The organism is Dehalobacter sp. CP (assembly GCF_047652685.1).
Lineage (GTDB): Bacteria > Bacillota > Desulfitobacteriia > Desulfitobacteriales > Syntrophobotulaceae > Dehalobacter.
In genome coordinates this window covers 707345-720034 of the sequence record NZ_CP157399.1, presented here as the reverse complement: position 1 = coordinate 720034, position 12690 = coordinate 707345, and the positions used below count along the sequence as shown (strand labels likewise).

The following is a 12690-nucleotide window of genomic DNA, read 5'->3' as shown; positions in this document are numbered from 1 at the left end:
TTATGGAAACAACCATTATCGGTGCCAATGGCTTTATCGGAAAACATCTGGTCAATGAGCTAAAAAAACTAGGACAGTCTTATTTTGCTCCTGACCGGAATGATGATTCGGTTTTCCATGTTCCCCTTGGCAATGTCATTTACTGTGCCGGATTATCTTCCGATTTCCGCAGCCGGCCCTTTGATACCGTAAGGGCACACGTTACCCTGCTGTCCGATTTATTGGAGAAATCATCCTATCATTCGTTCTTATATCTTTCTTCCACCAGAATCTATATTAATACGACAAGAGCTGAGGAAGATGCCGATTTAACTGTTAATCCTAGAAACAGTGAAGATATTTTCAATATTTCCAAGCTGATGGGAGAATCCATTTGCCATGCAACCAATAATCCAAAGGTTAGAATCGCGCGACTATCCAATGTCTGCGGCAATGATTTTTCTTCAGACAATTTTCTTTATTCGATCATAAAAAATGCCGTTAGCACCGGGGAAGTGACATTCAGGACTTCACTTTCTTCAGCAAAAGATTATATTGCAATCGATGACGTTGCCAGAATCCTTCTAAAAATATTAAGCGCTGGAAAACAAAAGACCTATAATGTGGCATCCGGTCAGAATATCTCACATCTAATGATCGCAGATCTTCTTCAGAAACTTACCTGTTGCAAAATACACGTCGCGGACCATGCTGTCCCGGTTACTTTCCCTAAGATCAACATTGATCGTATCTCCAAAGAATTTCATTATACACCTTCAGATCCTCTGATATTGATAAAAGACCTTATCTTGAAGTATCAGCGAAATCAACCCAATACGTTTTTAAAATCTTATAAATAAAGAGGACTGTGTATTTTAGGATCCTTATGTTTTAAAAGTTTTGGGCTGACATCATAACATATTCTAAAATTTTCCTCCATAACTATGCTCTGATCTTTCACCGCTATCATATTAAAGCCATGAGGAGGACCTTCTAAATAAACCCGATCGCATGGTATTAATTCAATTGGACTTTCCCCCATGTTCACGTTAGAATTATAATCTCTTATAGCATATATGTGGCCATATCCACACGATTTAAGAAAACAGACTATATCACTATTTTCTAAACCATTATCCCAGTTAACATAATTTTTATGGACTTCAAAAACTATCGTCGGAACAGAAGGATGCTGCTTTAATAGATTGGAAGCCCCACGTAAAACATTTTCTTCTGCACCTTCTATATCCAGCATTATTAAATCAACCATGCCAATACCTTCTCTTAGAATGTAGTCATCAATTGAAATTGTTTGTAATCCTTGGGCTGGTTCAGAATTTTTTTTGTCAAAGGATACCTTTTGAACAAATGCATAAGAATCTTCCCCTACTAAATTAAGTTGACTATTACTATCACACCACAACGGTTGATTCCAAGACCTCAAATTATTCAATTCATTTATTTTTGCATTGTGATTTAATCGTTCAAACTGATCGGAATTCGGCTCAAATGCGTGACAAATTCCACCTTTAGAAGAGAGCTCCTTGCACAAAATAATTGTCTGATCTCCGAAATAAGCGCCGCCTATAATTACATTGTTAGCTTTCTTAGACAAATGTATCAATAATTTTGTGGTTTGCGGCTCCCAAACATGATCTGGCAATTTTGGTTTAGATAAAATAAAATCTCTTGCGATTTTTGTCCTATAGAAGAAGTCGAAAATCAGACCATTTTGTAATTGCTTTCTTATTATACTATTACTACAATACATTTCATCTAGGATCGGACCAGTAATCTCTTCTCTAATATCTCCTTCATATTCAAGGTAGTCTTCAACTTTCCTACAAAGATCAATAACACTTTCTCTTAATAATTCATTTTTGGAAATCCGTTTAAATGCATCGTTTAGTTTCATAATAATATCTCCTTAATCGTTTAATTTTATATCGATATATAGATAACATTTTATCAATATATTTCTAAAATTTTAGATCTTGGATAATATTTAAAATACAATTTTTCTCAAAGGAGGCTTAGAATTGAATGCATCATCGTTGGCTGATATTGAAGATTTCTTAGTGCGTTCAAATACAGTCTTTACAATACAAGAATGGCAAAAATTCAGTATAAGGTGGTTAGTAATGTTATGAATCTTTCATTGGAGTACAAGGAATTCCAGCAGTATGTACTGCTACAACTATCTCATTTTTTCCCTGACAAAAAGACTGTTGACCTTGATAAATATCATAAAGCATTTGACTTAGCTCTAGATCGTATCGATTATTGTTTTAAGCATATTACTTTAAATTCATACTGTAACAAAGGTGAATGTTATCTCAATCATCTTCATTCCGACCAATATGCTGTATTTCTTTGGCTTTTGTCCAATTCGGTCTGGAAAGAAAACGGGGATGAAAATCTCGCGGCAAAACTTTTCTATTTGAACAAGTCCCTGCATAGTTTCAACTGTATGTATGACACAAACCTCCCCGATATTTTTTTGTTTATACACCTGATCGGGACGGTACTCGGAAAAGCAACCTACTCTGATTTCCTTGTTGTCACTCAAGGTTGTACAGTTGGTGCACACCATGGCATATATCCGCAGCTTGGCAAAGGTACATCTCTTTTGCCCAACTCCTCGGTTATTGGAGATGCGCATATTGGAGATTATGTTTCCCTTGGTATAAATACACTCGTTTATGAACAAGACATTCCCGATCGCCATGTTGTTTTCCGGGATGATCTAGGTGCCATCCATACCAAATCAAGCGACAAGCCCTGGTCACAGCAATTCTTCCATTTTGATTTTTCTTAAGCCTCATAATCTGGATAAGATGAATCCCTTACAGAGATCGATGATATTGGAAGCGGCCATTGGATGTTAAAAGACGTATCATCATACTTAAATCCGCTTGCATGGTCCGGATGATAATACTGCGTAATTTGATAAAAAACCTCTGTTTCGTCCTCTAAGGTCTGAAAACCATGTGCAAAGCCTTCAGGAACATAAAGCATGTTTCTGTTTTCCACAGATATTTCGACCCCAAGCCATTGTTTATAAGTTGAGGAAGAACTTCTTAGATCAACAATCACATCAAAGATACGGCCTTTTGTACATCTTACCAATTTTGCCTCTTCATATGGATGTGTCTGAAAGTGCATTCCCCGCAAAGTCCCCTTGCTATAGTTATAGGAAATACTGCACTGGGCCAGGTTTGGATTTAATCCTCGTTCTGAGAATTCCTGCGAACACCATGTTCTGGCAAAAAAACCCCTTTCATCGTGCAAAGGATCAATTTCGATTAAAAAGGCGCCCGGAAGTTTGGTTTCCTTGAAAATCATTCAGAACACCTCAATCCTGGGGATAAGAATGACAAATTTTGCCCCCCAGTTTTTTGCATAAGCCAACTGTTCCATGATTTCGTTCTTTAAATTCCAGGGCAAGATAACAATATAGTTAGGCTTCGTCTCCATAATTCTTTCCGGAGAATAAACCGGAATATGTGTTCCAGGCAAATAGAGTCCTTGCTTATAGGGATTAAGATCAACCGTATATTCAATCGTATCTGTTCCCATTCCGCAATAATTTAACAATGTATTTCCTTTGGCGGGTGCCCCGTAACCAACAATTGTGCACCTTTGTTCTTTGATCCCTTTAAAAAATTGCATAATTTCTTGTTTGATTTTTCTTACATCCTTAGCAAAACGAATATAAGTTTGAATATCATTTAAACCGGCATCCATTTCTTTCTGCAGTAATTTGGTGACGCTATTCATTTTCATTCTGAATACGTCTTCGCTATGTTTGACATATACCCGTAAGGAACCGCCATGTGTAGGAATTTCCTCGACATGAAATACTTCTAACTCAACATGTTCAAAGACTTTTTGTACAGTCAACAGCGAAAAATAAGAAAAATGCTCATGATAAATGGTATCAAATTGATTTTCATTAATAAGTTGTAAGAGATGCGGGAATTCGAGCGTAATCATACCGTTCGAATTTAAGAGTATCTTTAAGCCCTTGACAAAATCGTTCAAATCAGGAACATGTGCCAAAACGTTATTGCCAATTAGAAGGTCCGCTTTAACCCCCTTTTCAACCAGGTGTGTGGCTAAATTTTCACCGAAAAACTCTGTTATAATCGGAATTCCTCTTTTTTCAGCTTCCAAAGCCACATTTTTGGCTGGCTCTATTCCCAATACAGGTATCCTGTGTTTGACAAAATACTGTAAAAGGTATCCATCATTACATGCAATTTCTACCACTTGCGTTTGTTGATTGACTCCGAATCCGTGGATCATCTGTTCAGTGTATGTCTGAGCATGCCGCAGCCAGCTTTCTGAAAATGAACTGAAATACGCGTAATCTTCAAAAATCGCTTGAGGAGACTCAAATTCCTGCAATTGAACAAGATAACACGCATCACAAACATATGCGTGCAGCGGATAAAAGTATTCTCTCTTATTAAGATTTTCAGGTTTAATAAAAGCATTAGAAAGCGGAGATTCCCCCAGATCGGCGAAAGTATGAACCAATGGTTCCCCACAAGACCGGCATATCACTTTACTCAACCCTACTCTCCCCTCAATTTTTCATATTTCTGAATATATTCCAGACTTATTTGTCTTAAATTATCTCCGGACGCATAAGCCTGGTACCAGTCGACCGTCCATTTTATAGTGTCCAAAATATCAAGCTTTGTTTCCCAGCCAAGAAGCATCCTGGCTTTCGAACTATCCAACTTCAACACCTGTGTTTCATAAGGTGCTTTGCTTTGGTCATATTCATAGCGCAGACTGGTTCCCCATTCTTGCATCGCTAAATTCGTCAATTCCCCTACTGTTACCACATGACTGTCGGGAGGGCCAAAGTTCCATGGCTCCCCATACTTTATGCCGTTCATAAAGAGTTTCTCTGCCAACAGGATATATCCCGACAGAGGCTCGAGCACATACTGCCAGGGTCTTATCGCCAATGGATTTCTAATGACCGGTTTTGCATTATCAATGATCGCCTTCACGATATCAGGAACTAATCTTTCCTGACTCCAGTCTCCACCACCAATAACATTACCTGCCCGGACAGAAGCAACAGAAATCCCCAATTCGTTCAAAAAGGACTGGCGAAAAGAACTTGTAATCAGCTCACTGCACCCTTTGCTGCAGCTATAAGGGTCACGTCCTCCGATTGGATCGTTTTCTCTGTAGCTCCAAACCCATTCCTTATTTTCGTAGCACTTGTCGCTCGTAACATTGACGATTGCCCGTACGCTGTTGCACTCCCTGACAGCATCCAGAAGATTGACCGTTCCCATTATATTAATTTCAAATGTTTCCCTGGGGTTTCGATATGATTCCCTCACAAGTGACTGGGCTGCTAGATGAAAAATGATTTCGGGCTTAAAATCCGCGATTACTCTTTTCAAGTGTTTTATATCGCGAATGTTCCCAGAGACAGAAGCCATATGATGTTCCAGGTCAACTTGCGTAAAAAGATTCGGCTGGGTTGGAGGCTCGAGGGCATATCCTAAGATTTCTGCGCCCTTGTTTTGCAGAAGCAAAGATAACCATCCGCCCTTAAACCCGGTATGTCCGGTGATCAATACTTTTTTGCCAATCCAGAATTGATTATTCATTGCCAAGTCACCCACGGGGCCTGCCCACTGTTCCATAAGTCTTCGAGTCTTATCTTGTCCCTTAAAGTATCCATGGGAAGCCAAAAACCATCATGTTTAAATGCAAATAGTTTCTTTTCTTTGGCCAATTCCTCCAAAGGCTCGGTCTCCCAGGCTGTATCATCGCCGGAAATGTAGTCGAATATTTCAGGTTCGAGCACAAAATAGCCGCCATTGATCCAGCTGTCTTCCCCCTCAGGCTTCTCTTTGAATTTCCTGATTCTATTTTTATTCGTACTAAATTCTAGCATGCCATATCTTGCAGGAGGATTAACCGCTGTTAACGTAGCCTTCCCTCGCTGTTCAAGATGAAATTGAATCAACTCCTGAATATTTACATTACATAATCCATCACCGTAGGTAAAGCAAAATGTTTCTTGACCGACATAGTCCCGAATTCGCTTTAATCTTCCTCCAGTCATTGTATCTTGACCTGTATCAATAAGCGTTACTTTCCACGGCTCACTCGTATTGTTATGAATATGCATCTCGTTGTTTTTTAAATCAAACGTAATATCAGATTGGTGCAAATAATAATTTGCAAAATACTCTTTGATGACATATCCTTTATAGCCAAGGCAAATAATAAACTCATTAATACCATAAAAAGAATAGATTTTCATAATATGCCAAAGAACCGGATGCCCTCCTATATCAACCATAGGCTTAGGCCTTACTGTAGTTTCCTCTGATAGCCTTGTTCCAAGTCCGCCAGCAAGAATAACACATTTCATCGCTATTCCCCCAAATATTAAAATTGATATTCTACGCTAACCAAAGGCTTAAAAAATACCTGTTGGCTTTCATCCTCAATTTCACAACATCTCTGGCCTGTTCAGGAAAGACATCCGCTAAATTATCCATAAATACTTTGTCATCTCCCTCAACTTCATTCGTGTCAATGGTTACTTTCTTAACTTGAACGCCTAAAGCCATTAATTCTTTTTCCATACTGACAAGATCAAATACCTTGACATATCCGTTTTGGGCAATAGCTGTTTCCATTCCTGCCATCATACTTAATAACAGATCATAACGCATTGTATTATTTACGGATAAAATGATTTGTCCGTTTTCTTTTAATAACGTCTTCAAAGTTCCAATCAAATCAATAAATTGATCATAATATTGGGCTGGTTCCCCAATGACAACATAATCAAACTTTTCATTCGCGAATTTTTTGCTGATATCGCGATAATCTCCACAAATTGCGCTTTGACAGATCGACTCCAGATCGGTCATATATTTGTACGCTTTGCTAAATGCAAAAAGCTGTACATCCTGCTGTCCTTGATTTCTTAACTTATTTTTCAGCTGTAAGATTGTCGCACCGCATCTTGGATCAATCCCAAGAATTTTAATGTTTTTTTTCCCCTTAGCCTCTTCATAATCAACAAGATTAAGCAAATCAAAATCGTAATGAACATCTGTCCAGGCATCAAGATTATATTTATCTATAAAAAATTGACGGCTAATCTCCAAAGACTTGTTTTCTTTATGCCCTGCACCCGTGGTAATCGATCCAAAATGGAACGTGAAGGTATCAGCGGCAAAAACCAGTTTATATCCCGCTCTGCGAATTCTGAAGCTTATATCGTCATCGGCAAATTCGCCAAAGTAAAATTTCGGATCGTAATAGCCTACGAGATCTAGGACTTCTCTTTTCACAAATAACACTGTTGGCATCAGCCGAACGCGTTCTTCCCATTTATTCGCATCAGAATGATTAAATTTTTTCGCAAATATCTGCATTTCCTCAATATTCTTATACTCACCAAGGATCTGCTGAAAATTACTGATATTGCTTGCTCCTGGAGCTACATAGCCAATTTTCTCATCAGATTCCATGCATAAGATTAGATTTTTCAGCCAACCTTGTGTAAATATAAAATCATTACAGACACCGGCAATATACTTACCTTCAGCAGCCTTCAACCCAATATTGAACCCATTGACTGGTCCCACATTATTGTCCAGATGGATTTTTTTCTTATTGGGTAAGCTGTCAAAGTACTCCTTTGTACCATCAAACGAACCATTATTGACCGTAATTAATTCAAAATCAATTCCTTCAGAATATTGATAAATGCTGTCAATGGCTAGCTTTGTATAATCGAGATGATTATATCCCAGAATGACAATACTCACTAAAGGGTTTGCAGCATCATTGTACATAGATTAACCTCCAACATTTTTATCAAATCAACATGTTCTTACATTGGTTTCGCTGTATTGGTCAATTATCCTCCATATCAGCTTTAAATTGAGCAATTTCCGGATCATTCGGGATAATTTCCTCATAGCCCTGAATAATTTCCCTGGCCTCTTTGAACATTCCGTTCTGAATAAACTGTTTCAGATTGGCTTTCACAATCCGCGCATACTCCTGCATTTCAGCGCTGACTGCAGGCTGCGCCTGAACGTCTATTTTTTTCGTCAGCCTGTCCAAAAGCACTTCTATCCCTTTTTTCATGTCAGGATACTCAAGAAGTGCTTTTTTCAAGTACCTTACATATTGGGCCTGGTCGGAATTTTCTACGAAATGGGCTTTATCAAGACAGTAGAAGAATTTTTCTTCCTTATTGGCCAGAAGATAAGGTTTGTCATTTTCAAATAGTTCCGGCCTATAGATTCTCCTGATATAACCGATACCCTCATAGATGTATCTGTCCAGTACCTGATCGTACTTTTCTTCATCAAGGTTTTCTGCTTGAAGCATGATCCTCCGCAATATTTTGTAAACCCTTTGTTCTTCAAGGGTGGAATCTTTGTCCTGACTCTGCAGATAGGCATCACACAACACAGCAAAATCCAGATATTTTTCATTCAGATATTTGAAGAACAAATCCAGTTCCTGCTCCTGAATTTCAAGGTCAACACTATGTAAGGGGAGCTTTCTCTGCATAACGAAGTAGAACACATCGCCATAATAAAACCCAAGCTCATCAAGCGGAAGGCTCTTCATCTCATCCAAAAGCTGGTTAGGCACGTTCTCCTGCCCCCATAACCTGATTCTGTTTAACAAGCCATACTCCGTATCTTCACGTTGGAAAAGCCGGGCTGCTTCCTCCCGCTTTATTTCGTCCTCACTAAGCAATAAAGTCTCTAAAGCTAAACAGAAGCTTTGTCCCAAGTCTTTTTTAGCAAATCTGTTTATTTTATCGTAGAAGCATTTTATTTCCCGGTACTTTTTAAGACTTAGGTAAAGTGAAATTTGATGAGGGACAGCCTTTTCAATCAGTTCAATAGATTTAAGCTTCTCCAGTGCTTCCAGCGCATCTGTTTTCTGGTCTATTTCCTTATACATTACAGCTAAATCATAGTAAACATCGTCTTTATGAGAAAATGAATTTGAGATAATTCTCGGATCTTTCCCTCGAAACTGATCATAATTTTCCACATAGTATAAATACTTCTGGTAACTTGCAATTGCTTCCTGGTATTTTTTCAACATCCCCTGGGCTTTGGCGAGACAAAACCACAAGTCAATGGCCCATTCCCTGTATTTCAGACCTTCCTGCGCTAGTTCTACAGTTTTCTTATACTCCCCGCTATCGTTGTATAGCATAGCAAGGGTACTATATACATAGAAATAATCCACCGGGTTCAGGTTCTTTCTTTTGGCTGTTTCATAAGCTCTGACCGCAGGTTCCAGAGCCTCTTGATGGTTTTTAAACGTAGCAATCGTGTTGGACAAATAAAACAATAAGCCGACATTATCCGGATCCTCTTCGATAGCATGCCGCAAAATAGGCTCGTAAAGTTTGAGCTTTCGTTCCCTAAGCTCCGGATCATCGGCCGGATAACCATAATGCAGCAGCTGGGCGCCAAGGACTGCCAGCGGTGGTTCGAAGATCGGCTCTTCATGAATAACACCTCGAAAACCAAATTTTGCTGTTTTGCGAAATAAACGCGTGACTACGCCAGTCCCAACTTTACTGGTATTATTGGTTTGAAAAATATTATCGATCTGGATCGCCGCCGCATTAATATTCTTAGAAACTTTTGATGTGATAAATTGAACGATTGCTTCATATCCTCTCAGCTCTTCATCGGCATCCACAAACATAAACCAGTCCCCCCGGGCATACTGCACCGTTATATTCCTCATTTTCGAATAGTCATCTTCCCAAGGATGAAAGTATATTTTATCCGTGTATTTTCTGGCGATTTCCACTGTCTGATCCATTGAGCCCGTATCCACAATGATGAGTTCCGAAGATACTGCGTTTAAAAGTGGCTTAAGGCTTTCTAAACATCTTTCCAGATTTTTTTCCTCATTTTTTACCATCATACCGATGCTTAATTTCAAAACGACCCACTTCCTTTAGCAAATGTCAGTCATCAATTCTTAAATAATTTTTTCACTAGTTCCTGCCCCCAGGATATCAAAGATTTAGCGTTTACATGATACTAAATATAATATCGGCTATACTCCTGTCTTTCTGGAGAATAAATTCTGTTAAAAAGCAAATCAATACCCAGAATCAATATTTTTTAAATCCCTGGCTTCAGATCCGCAATACGGGTTAAAGCAGGTTTATATCCTTCTGATGTAGCTCTGGTATAATATTCTTTCGCCTTGACCATGTCACCGGTTGTTTCATAGTACACGCCCAGATTATAGGCTGCCAGGAAACTTCCCGTTCCGGTCATTGTACTGTACTTATCGGTCTCTCCCAGTTGAAGACAGGTTTTATACTCCCGTTCAATCTCCGGAAACAAGTGAATATATTTGTTCACATCTGAAAAAACAAGCTCCATATAGAAAAGAGCGCATACAAAATGAAAATCCGGATAATCGGCAAACTGCGCTCTTTCTTTTTCGATCATGCCGAGTCCTTTAAGTAGTTTCCCGGTGGCAAGAATATTGTAAAGATAGTCAATCACAACAAGATCTCTATAGCCTGCGTTTAGACCCAGAAATTGATAGCATTTTTTGAAATAGTTGTTTGCCGTCTGATATTGGCCGGATAATTTGTATTGCTTGGCTGTCTGGTAAAGAAGATAAGGGTCACAAGGATGATCGTCCAATTCGAGAAGCAATAAACGTAAATTTCGGCCCGTTTTGTCCGTTTCGTAGTAGCCGTCATGATTCACTTCGATTTCCGTATTGACCCGTGGAAGGTTTGATTTAATTTGCTCATGAACTCTGCCTTCAAAATAAATTCCTTTCGGGATCAACCTGGAAACCCAAGTGCTGGAAGTTCTTATTTCATGATCCTGCCTAATCTTACTGACCACTTTGATTCTGCCGATGGCCTCAGGCTGCTCGATAAAGTGCCGAATACTCTCTTTCGTTCCCTGTGTAAGTACTTCATCAGCATCGAGGATTAGATTCCAATCCCCTGCTGCGTAACTCAGCGCAAAATTCCGGGCCTTGGCAAAGTCATCCTCCCAAACATAATCGCATACTTTAGCACCATAAGCGTGAGCAATTTTTTTCGTATCATCCGTGGAACCCGTATCCGCAACAATCATTTCATCAACAAGATGTTTAACACTGTCCAAACATCTGGCTAAGACCTTCTCTTCATTTTTAACAATCATGACCAATGATAGCTTTCTCATCTTGCTCACTTAACTCCAAAAATTTATCTTTTAACGAGTAACCAAAAATTTTTATTAAAAATCAAACTCTCCAAAAAAGAGAGTTTTTTATCGTATGCTCTTTATTCTTTATCCCTGGGCAAATTCCCCTTTAGCATTTGTTTCAACTGCTCGGATAAATCCGCTTCCGGAAGTTTGGATGCAGCGGAAGCCTTCACATTTTGATTCTGCACTTCTTCATAGACTTCGCTACGCAGAATCTTAATATCTTTGGGTGCTTCAATGCCAATCCTGACCTGATCTCCGACTACCGCAACCACCACAACTTCAATATCGTCGCCGATCATAATTCTTTCATTGATTTTCCGTGATAAAACCAGCATCAGTCCACAGCTCCTTCTTCATCGTTTTTTGTAGCGATAGAATCCTGCTGTGTTGGAAACAGCGGCTGTCTGGATGAATGAATCTCCTCGTTCAGAATCAATTGAACCCCTTTACCAGTCCTCGGATTCAAAATAAGAGGAGCACGCAGGTTAACAGTGGACTGAACCAGATCATTGGCGTGCACCGTAATGATACTCCAAACATCCACCTGATCAGAGGTTCCAATCTCCAAAATCTCTGTTTCACGCGGGCTCAAGTCCACTTCAGGCAAATAGTCCGGGAAAAAGAGTTGTGACCGGACCAAGAAAAAAGCAATTTCCCGGTTGATGGCAGCTTCCAGCCGAGCCAGAAAAGTATCCTCTTCGATATTCAGGAAAAATTCTTTTAACTCTTCAAATCCCGGTATTCCATCAGGGAAAAAGATAACTGATTCAATTCCTTTGCCATCCATTGTCTATTCTTCCTCCTTGGTATGTTTCATACTCATCTCATTTTCTTTTTCATTCTCATTGTTTGATATCAATGGCTTGTCCTACCGCTTTGATTTCGAGGTAGGCTTGCTGCTCAATAAAAGAACGAACAAACGGATACTTGAAGCCGTCTATCGATACCTCGCCTAAATCGGTGGAATAGTGAACATCACCCTGCTGAAGATTAGAATGAACTTCAGCTGGGGTATACTGAATCTCAATGGGTGCAAGCGAAGCAATCGTGACCTCGTTCTCGGGCGGGACCATCGCTTGAAATACCACTTGTCCAATCGGCACATTATTTTCAATCTCGCCTATTTGACGCCCCATTTGAACGATCGTTTCCAGGTCCTGTTGGAATTCAGCATCGGCATTCGCTTTAAGGCTTTGGTGCATAAACCAGATCCCTCCAAACCCCATCGATTCGCGCATTGAGCTGGAGTCAATTTCGAGGTTCGGTTGTGATGTTCGAACCTGAACATTCGGATTAATTTGATCGATCTGTAAATTAGGCTGCTTTTTATTCAGTTCATAACTGGCATCATTAATATTCAAGCCGATCCTAGCAAACTGCTGGTTAATTTGCAGGGTAATCATACCGGCACCTCCCGGCAATCATTTTTTTG

13 protein-coding genes are annotated in these 12690 nt (G+C 39.4%); 2 read left to right on the top strand and 11 right to left on the bottom strand.

The features are described from left to right. Positions 1–2 precede the first annotated feature (2 nt). Complete coding sequence (locus AAH944_RS03635; protein WP_415536561.1) at positions 3–839, top strand: NAD-dependent epimerase/dehydratase family protein; 837 nt, start codon at positions 3–5, stop codon at positions 837–839. On the opposite strand, the gene AAH944_RS03630 is transcribed toward AAH944_RS03635, so the two are convergent. Then, on the bottom strand, positions 830–1894 hold the full coding sequence (locus AAH944_RS03630) for an FkbM family methyltransferase (RefSeq protein ID WP_415536559.1): 1065 nt from the start codon (positions 1892–1894) through the stop codon (positions 830–832). The two genes, AAH944_RS03635 and AAH944_RS03630, sit on opposite strands and share 10 nt — an antisense overlap. A 231-nt stretch (positions 1895–2125) precedes the next feature. Here AAH944_RS03630 and AAH944_RS03625 point away from each other — a divergent pair, with 231 nt between their 5' ends. Further along, the gene (locus tag AAH944_RS03625) at positions 2126–2797 is read left to right on the top strand and encodes a hypothetical protein (protein ID WP_415536557.1); all 672 of its coding nucleotides are present in this window, start codon (positions 2126–2128) and stop codon (positions 2795–2797) included. Here AAH944_RS03625 and rfbC read toward each other — a convergent pair. From rfbC to AAH944_RS03575, 10 genes are all read right to left on the bottom strand, one after another. Further along, entirely contained in the window at positions 2794–3324 is a 531-nt protein-coding gene (gene rfbC, locus AAH944_RS03620) for a dTDP-4-dehydrorhamnose 3,5-epimerase (RefSeq protein ID WP_415536555.1), read from the bottom strand. The genes AAH944_RS03625 and rfbC overlap by 4 nt on opposite strands. Then, the gene (locus tag AAH944_RS03615; RefSeq protein WP_415537754.1) at positions 3325–4548 is read right to left on the bottom strand and encodes a methyltransferase domain-containing protein; all 1224 of its coding nucleotides are present in this window, start codon (positions 4546–4548) and stop codon (positions 3325–3327) included. An 11-nt stretch (positions 4549–4559) separates the two neighbouring features. Beyond that, complete coding sequence (gene rfbG, locus AAH944_RS03610) at positions 4560–5621, bottom strand: CDP-glucose 4,6-dehydratase (RefSeq protein ID WP_415536553.1); 1062 nt, start codon at positions 5619–5621, stop codon at positions 4560–4562. Next, on the bottom strand, positions 5618–6394 hold the full coding sequence (gene rfbF, locus AAH944_RS03605) for a glucose-1-phosphate cytidylyltransferase (RefSeq protein ID WP_415536551.1): 777 nt from the start codon (positions 6392–6394) through the stop codon (positions 5618–5620). The genes rfbG and rfbF overlap by 4 nt, the downstream gene beginning before the upstream one ends. A 31-nt stretch (positions 6395–6425) precedes the next feature. After that, positions 6426–7835 (bottom strand): glycosyltransferase, encoded by a 1410-nt coding sequence (locus AAH944_RS03600; RefSeq protein ID WP_415536549.1) that lies wholly within the window; start codon positions 7833–7835, stop codon positions 6426–6428. Positions 7836–7896: 61 nt separating this feature from the next. Beyond that, positions 7897–9972, bottom strand: coding sequence for a glycosyltransferase (locus AAH944_RS03595; protein WP_415536547.1), 2076 nt, complete (start codon positions 9970–9972; stop codon positions 7897–7899). Between the two features lie 185 nt (positions 9973–10157). Then, positions 10158–11231 carry a glycosyltransferase gene (locus AAH944_RS03590; protein WP_415536546.1) on the bottom strand — a complete coding sequence of 358 codons (1074 nt, stop codon included), beginning with the start codon at positions 11229–11231 and terminating at the stop codon, positions 10158–10160. Positions 11232–11332: 101 nt separating this feature from the next. Then, positions 11333–11593 carry a carbon storage regulator CsrA gene (gene csrA, locus AAH944_RS03585; RefSeq protein WP_415536544.1) on the bottom strand — a complete coding sequence of 87 codons (261 nt, stop codon included), beginning with the start codon at positions 11591–11593 and terminating at the stop codon, positions 11333–11335. Beyond that, the gene (locus tag AAH944_RS03580) at positions 11593–12045 is read right to left on the bottom strand and encodes a flagellar assembly protein FliW (protein ID WP_415536542.1); all 453 of its coding nucleotides are present in this window, start codon (positions 12043–12045) and stop codon (positions 11593–11595) included. The genes csrA and AAH944_RS03580 overlap by 1 nt, the downstream gene beginning before the upstream one ends. Before the next feature lie 55 nt (positions 12046–12100). Continuing rightward, positions 12101–12661: a DUF6470 family protein gene (locus tag AAH944_RS03575; protein WP_415536540.1), complete on the bottom strand. Its 561-nt coding sequence runs from the start codon at positions 12659–12661 to the stop codon at positions 12101–12103. Between the last annotated feature and the right edge of the window lie 29 nt (positions 12662–12690).

Bases quoted from the DNA above. Each gene is read 5' to 3' on its own strand.
- rfbG (WP_415536553.1), bottom strand. From the start codon at position 5,621: ATGAATAATCAATTCTGGATTGGCAAAAAAGTATTGATCACCGGACAT.
- csrA (WP_415536544.1), bottom strand. From the start codon at position 11,593: ATGCTGGTTTTATCACGGAAAATCAATGAAAGAATTATGATCGGCGAC.
- rfbF (WP_415536551.1), bottom strand. From the start codon at position 6,394: ATGAAATGTGTTATTCTTGCTGGCGGACTTGGAACAAGGCTATCAGAG.
- AAH944_RS03580 (WP_415536542.1), bottom strand. From the start codon at position 12,045: ATGGATGGCAAAGGAATTGAATCAGTTATCTTTTTCCCTGATGGAATA.
- AAH944_RS03635 (WP_415536561.1), top strand. From the start codon at position 3: ATGGAAACAACCATTATCGGTGCCAATGGCTTTATCGGAAAACATCTG.
- AAH944_RS03630 (WP_415536559.1), bottom strand. From the start codon at position 1,894: ATGAAACTAAACGATGCATTTAAACGGATTTCCAAAAATGAATTATTA.
- AAH944_RS03600 (WP_415536549.1), bottom strand. From the start codon at position 7,835: ATGTACAATGATGCTGCAAACCCTTTAGTGAGTATTGTCATTCTGGGA.
- AAH944_RS03575 (WP_415536540.1), bottom strand. From the start codon at position 12,661: ATGATTACCCTGCAAATTAACCAGCAGTTTGCTAGGATCGGCTTGAAT.
- rfbC (WP_415536555.1), bottom strand. From the start codon at position 3,324: ATGATTTTCAAGGAAACCAAACTTCCGGGCGCCTTTTTAATCGAAATT.
- AAH944_RS03625 (WP_415536557.1), top strand. From the start codon at position 2,126: ATGAATCTTTCATTGGAGTACAAGGAATTCCAGCAGTATGTACTGCTA.
- AAH944_RS03590 (WP_415536546.1), bottom strand. From the start codon at position 11,231: ATGAGAAAGCTATCATTGGTCATGATTGTTAAAAATGAAGAGAAGGTC.